We start from the raw sequence: 5,376 nt of genomic DNA on the forward strand, positions 1-5,376 counted from the left end.
CGAGTTGAGAAAGAACGGCTGCATGCCTTCGCATCGAACGCCTGTGCATGCTTGCGACCACGCCTTGATCCACGGCGCGAGCGTCCATTCGGAAGGCAAGGTCAGCAAGTTGCCCGTGCGCAATTCGTCGATGCTCTTGAACGATGTGCTGAACATCACGTACATCGGCAACAGAAAATACAGCGCGAACAGCGACAGCACGAAGTAAATCATCGCGCGGTTGAGTTGAGCTTTAGCGTGCAAGGCGCGCACTCCTGGATTCGAGGTACATCAGCGGCACGAGCACCGCGACGATGGTCGCGAGCATCATCATCGACGAAGCTGCGCCTACGCCGAGTTGTCCCCGGTTGAAGGAAAACGTGTACATGAAGATGGCTGGCAACGACGACGATGTGCCGGGTCCGCCCGCCGTCAGCGCGACCACCAGATCGAAAGTCTTGATGGTGATATGCGCGAGAATCAGGAGTACGGAGAAAAACACCGGGCGCATGCTGGGAATCACGATCTTGCGATAAATCACGGGCAAGGTCGCGCCGTCCACTTGTGCAGCTTTGAACACTTCGGCATCGACACTGCGCAGGCCCGCAAGAAACAAAGCGCACGCAAAGCCCGTCGATTGCCACGCTGCGGCCATGACGACGCAGAAGATTGCTTTGTCGGGATCGCCGAGCCAGTTGAACGCGAAGCTGGCAAAGCCCAGGTCATGCATCACCTTGTCGATGCCCGAGCCGGGATTCAGGATCCATTGCCACGCCGTGCCCGCGACGATAGACGATAACGCCATCGGGTAAAGATAGATCGCGCGTAACGCGCCTTCGGAGCGAATCTTCTGATCGAGCAAAATCGCAAGCAACAAACCTACGCCGATGCAGATACCGACAAACGGAATACCGAACCAGCCGAGATTCGAGGCGGATGTCCACCATACATCGTTGGCAAAGAGTTCCTTATAGCGACCGAAGCCCGCCAGCGCATAACGCGGCATGAGCTTCGAGTTCGTGAATGAAATCCACGCCGTCAGTCCGATAAAGCCGTACACGAACACGAGACTCGCGGCAATGCTCGGCGCAAGCACGATTTTCGGCAGCCAGTCGTCGGCGTTGAATTTGGCGCGCACGGGCGATATCGCGCGCGCAGGCTCGCGCTGAGGGCGAGCGCGTTCGACACTGCTCACGAGTGCTCCTTTGAAATGTCGGGATAAGCGCCCCGGACGAGGCGCTCTGCGTCAAACAATCAATTGACTTTCGCGGCCGCTGCAAGCGCCTGCACCGCGCTCTTGCTATCCTGCTGCGAATGCATGAACTTCGTGACGACATCGGTCATTGCGCCTGCCACGGCTTCGCTCTGCGCCATGCCTTGCGCAAGCGAAGGAACGATCGTGTTCGCCTTGATAGCCGATTGTTCGTCGGTATAGGAACGCTTCGCGCAGTCGTCGAACTTGTCCATTGGAATGCCGGTGCGCGCGGGAATCGAGCCTTTGTACAGGCTGAATTGCTCCTGGAATTGCGGCGACATCACGGCCTTCGCAAGCACCAGTTGCGCGGGCGTTGCCGTGGTCGCGCCGTTCTGCGCAAAGAACGCCAAGGAATCCGAATTGAACATATAGCTGCCTGCGGTGCCCGGACGTGGCACGCAAAGATAATCCTTGCCCGGCTGCTTGTCCGCGCGTGCGAACTCGCCCTTCGCCCAGTCCGCCATAAACTGCATGCCCGCCTTGCCGTTGATGACCATCATCGTGGCGAGATTCCAGTCGCGTCCTGTCGTACCATTGTCGTAGTACGAACCAATTTTGCGGACGATATCGAACACCTGAACCATCTTGTCCGATGTCAGCGCGCTCTGATCGCGATCGACAATGGCCTTGCGATAGAAGTCCGCGCCTTGCGAAAGCACCACGCCTTCCCACAAATTCACGTCTTGCCAAGGCTGTCCGCCATGCGCGACTGCCGTATAACCCGCCGCCTTCATCTTGTCCGCGAGCACAAAAAATTCGGGCCACGTATTCGGCGCACTGCCGCCGACTTTATCCAGAATCTCCTTGTTGATCCACAGCCAGTTCATACGATGTATCTCGACCGGCACCGCAACGTAATGCCCTTCGTACTTCAGAAACTTGCCCACCTGTGGCGGAATCAGCTTGTCCCAGCCTTGCGCGGCAGCGTCGATATTGACGAGCACGCCCTGATCCGCCCAGTCGTGAATCGATGGCCCCTTCAATTGCGCAGCCGATGGCGGATGCCCCGCGACGACGTTCGTCTTAAGCACCGTGAGCGCGTTCGTGCCACTGCCGCCGGCAACCGCGAAGTCCTTCCACGTCACGCCTTGCTTTTCGACGTCCTGCTTGAGCACGCCGACCGCCTTCGATTCGCCGCCCGATGTCCACCAGTGCAGCACTTCGATCTGATCGGCATGCGCAGTATTGAATGCACCCGCGACGGCCCATGCCAGCAACATGCTTCGTTTCATGATGTGTCTCCTCGCTGATCTTCCGATTGCGATGGTTTTATTGATCGTCCCAACGCGCGACGATTTGTTCCTGTACGCCGAGTCCTTCGACAGATAGCTTCATCACGTCGCCCGGTTTCAGATACTGCTCCGGCTGCATGCCGAGTCCAACGCCGGGCGGCGTGCCCGTGGTAATGACATCGCCTGCTTCTAGCACGACGAAGTGGCTGATATACGACACGAGCTTTCTGATCGAAAAAATCATGTCGGACGTCGAAGAATTCTGAATGCGCTTGCCGTTCAATTCGAGCCACAGCGGCAGGTTTTGAACATCGCCGAGTTCATCGGCAGTGACGAGCCACGGACCGAGCGGACCGAAGGTCGGCGCCATTTTTCCCTTCACCCATTGGCCGCCTTGTTCGAGCTGGAATGCGCGCTCGGACACGTCATTGCAGACGCAAAAGCCCGCGACATAGTCGAGCGCCGTGTCTTCGCTGACGTAATGCGCGCGCTTGCCGATTACCAGTGCGATTTCGACTTCCCAATCTGCCTTGGTCGAGTTGCGCGGCAGCAGCACGCGATCGTTAGGACCACAAATACATGATGGCGCTTTGTTGAAGAGAATCGGCTCGGTAGGGATCGGCGCATTGGTTTCGATCGCGTGCTGCACGTAGTTCAGACCAACCGCAATAAAGTTGCCCGGCTTCGCGATACATGCGCCGATGCGCGGCGTACCTTCGACAAGCGGCAACGCGTTGATATCGATGCCTTCGAGGCGCTTCATGCCGCCTTTGGCGAAGAACGCAGGATCGAAGTCGTCGGTGATGGCGAAGGCATCGCGAATGCGGCCTTGATCGTCGAGAATGCCGGGCTTTTCCTGTCCGGCGTTGCCATAGCGAAGCAGTTTCATGGTTCGGTTCCTTCAGATTCAGAAATGGAGCGACTTCGAAAGACGCGTGATTTCGAGCGTATAGACGTTGCAGCGGTCGGCAGTAATGCCGTGGCGTTCCCAGTCGAATGTGTCGAGCGTTTCGCGGCATATGTCGATGCCCTGCCGCGTCGCCGCTTCGATCACAACGATATGACTCGGCACCGTGAAGGCGCGCGCTTTCGCTTCTTCGGTCCGCACATTGCTCGCGGTTTCATCGGCGATAAAGCGATGGATGGCGAGTACGTCGCCGCGGGCCAGCAGTGCATCGAACGAAGGGAAGTGCTTCTCCATGCGCATTTGCATGGTCAACACATACGCGCCAGTGCTTTCACCTTGCGTGCTTTCGATGCTGCAAATCGAACGCGCCGTATTGCGAAAGTCCTTGACCGATGCCTGCGTCAGCGGCGTCGGATTATTGAGCCGTTCGAGATACGCGTCACCCGTCAGCACGCTCAGATCGCGCGCTTCATAAACCGTGAGCCATTCGGGCGATGCATCGTCGCCGCGATAACGTCGGCCGCGCAGAAAACCGTCGATCGAAAGGCGCTCGGGAATATGCTCCTTGTCATGCCACGCATAGAATCCTTCGCGGCCTTCCTGCGTGACGTCGTTCCAGATGAGGACGACTGCCTTGCCCATCAGAGACATGATTCGCATTCCTTCGTTTATGAAGCCTGGAAGAATTCGACGATCGCATCGATCTGTCCGCTGTGCATATCGATTCCCGTCACGACGGAGCAGCCGCATTCCATCGCGCGTGCGATGAGTGCGGTCGGCTCGCCCGGTGGACGCAACACCACATCGCCGACGATCTGCTTCGAATCGAACGATTCGAACGGTGCAGGCATGCTGTCGCCCGCTTTCATGCCAACGATCGACGCGTTCACGATGATGTCCACGTCGCGCGCATTCGGCTCGCTGGCGACGAACATGCAGCCTTCGCCCGACGAATTGAGCTGCGCCGCGAGCGCTTGCGACTTCGCATCATCGAGATCGCACAGCGCGATATGGGTGACGCCAGCATCCGCAAGCGATACCGCGATCGCTGCGCCGGCGCCGCCACAACCGAGCACCAGCGCGCGCTTGTTGCTGACCACAAGCCCCTTCGATAGCAGTCCGCGCACAAAGCCTTCGCCATCGAACATATCGGCTTGCCAGCGGCCATTTGCATCGCGGCGCAAGGCGTTCACCGCGCCAATGCGCCGGCAGCGAGAATGCACGTCATCGGCTGCTGCAAGCGCGTTTGCTTTGAAGGGCGTCGTGACCAGCAGGCCGTCGAGGTTCTTCAGGCGCAAGAGCGTGGGCAATACGGCGTCGATTTCGTTTCGATCGATATGCATCGGCACAAGCACGGCATCCAGTCCGATCTCCGCGAATTTGCGCGTGTAGACCTCGGGCGATCGCACCTGTTGAATCGGATCGCCGATGATGCCGTAAAGGCGCGTACGCCCGGTGATAGACAGCGTGCTCATACGCGGCTCCGATACCACTCCGCGACACGCTCCGACCGATGCCGACGCTCACGCGCCGTCGTCTCTTCCTTGATGCCCATGACACTGTGCGCGAAGATGCGCGCATCCATTTCACGCACATCGCCGGAAACGGCAGGACGGAAGTCCATATGCGCAAACACATCGCGTTCGATATCGATGCCCGGCGCGACTTCGATCAATTCCAGCCCTTTATCGCCGACACGAAACACCGCGCGCTCCGTCACGAACAACGCGCTGTTTCCTCGCTGATGCGCAAGCGGCGCGCTATAGCAAATCTGTTCGAGCGACCTCACGAACTTGCGATGCTTACCTTCCTGCACGATACGCGTCCGACCGCTTTCCCATTGCACATCCAGCCCGCCCGCTGTCAGCGTGCCGCTGAAAATCACGCGCCTGGCGTTCTGGCTGATATTGATAAAGCCGCCGACACCGACGATCTTGTCGCCAAAGCGACTGATATTCACGTTGCCTTGCGCATCGACTTCGGCGAAGGAAAGGAAGGCGAGA

Annotated in this window: 5 protein-coding genes and 2 pseudogenes; all 7 read right to left on the reverse strand. The window is 58.6% G+C overall.

What is annotated here, in order from left to right; translation table 11 throughout:
- Positions 1 to 213, reverse strand: a pseudogene (locus tag P7F28_RS03745) (carbohydrate ABC transporter permease); the annotation flags it as partial.
- Positions 214 to 232: 19 nt separating this feature from the next.
- Positions 233 to 1,126: a sugar ABC transporter permease gene (locus P7F28_RS03750; RefSeq protein WP_277183102.1), complete on the reverse strand. Its 894-nt coding sequence runs from the start codon at positions 1,124 to 1,126 to the stop codon at positions 233 to 235.
- A gap of 107 nt (positions 1,127 to 1,233) precedes the next feature.
- Positions 1,234 to 2,454, reverse strand: a complete 1,221-nt coding sequence (locus tag P7F28_RS03755; RefSeq protein WP_370467232.1) for an ABC transporter substrate-binding protein — start codon at positions 2,452 to 2,454, stop codon at positions 1,234 to 1,236.
- A 49-nt stretch (positions 2,455 to 2,503) separates the two neighbouring features.
- Positions 2,504 to 3,355: a fumarylacetoacetate hydrolase family protein gene (locus P7F28_RS03760; RefSeq protein WP_277183099.1), complete on the reverse strand. Its 852-nt coding sequence runs from the start codon at positions 3,353 to 3,355 to the stop codon at positions 2,504 to 2,506.
- Between the two features lie 18 nt (positions 3,356 to 3,373).
- A complete protein-coding gene (locus P7F28_RS03765; RefSeq protein ID WP_277183100.1) occupies positions 3,374 to 4,024 on the reverse strand; it encodes a DUF4286 family protein in 651 nt (216 codons plus the stop codon).
- A 17-nt stretch (positions 4,025 to 4,041) separates the two neighbouring features.
- Positions 4,042 to 4,848, reverse strand: coding sequence for a shikimate dehydrogenase (locus P7F28_RS03770; protein WP_277183101.1), 807 nt, complete (start codon positions 4,846 to 4,848; stop codon positions 4,042 to 4,044).
- A pseudogene (locus P7F28_RS03775) lies at positions 4,845 to 5,376 on the reverse strand (3-oxoacid CoA-transferase); the annotation flags it as partial. The pseudogene P7F28_RS03775 and the gene P7F28_RS03770, both read right to left, overlap by 4 nt.

Origin of the sequence: Caballeronia sp. BR00000012568055, assembly GCF_029439455.1 — a bacterium.
In the GTDB taxonomy this organism is placed as follows: Bacteria; Pseudomonadota; Gammaproteobacteria; order Burkholderiales; family Burkholderiaceae; genus Caballeronia.

Coding starts and splice junctions, on each gene's coding strand:
- P7F28_RS03760 (WP_277183099.1), bottom strand. CDS start 3,355: ATGAAACTGCTTCGCTATGGCAACGCCGGACAGGAAAAGCCCGGCATT.
- P7F28_RS03765 (WP_277183100.1), bottom strand. CDS start 4,024: ATGTCTCTGATGGGCAAGGCAGTCGTCCTCATCTGGAACGACGTCACG.
- P7F28_RS03770 (WP_277183101.1), bottom strand. CDS start 4,848: ATGAGCACGCTGTCTATCACCGGGCGTACGCGCCTTTACGGCATCATC.
- P7F28_RS03755 (WP_370467232.1), bottom strand. CDS start 2,454: ATGTTGCTGGCATGGGCCGTCGCGGGTGCATTCAATACTGCGCATGCC.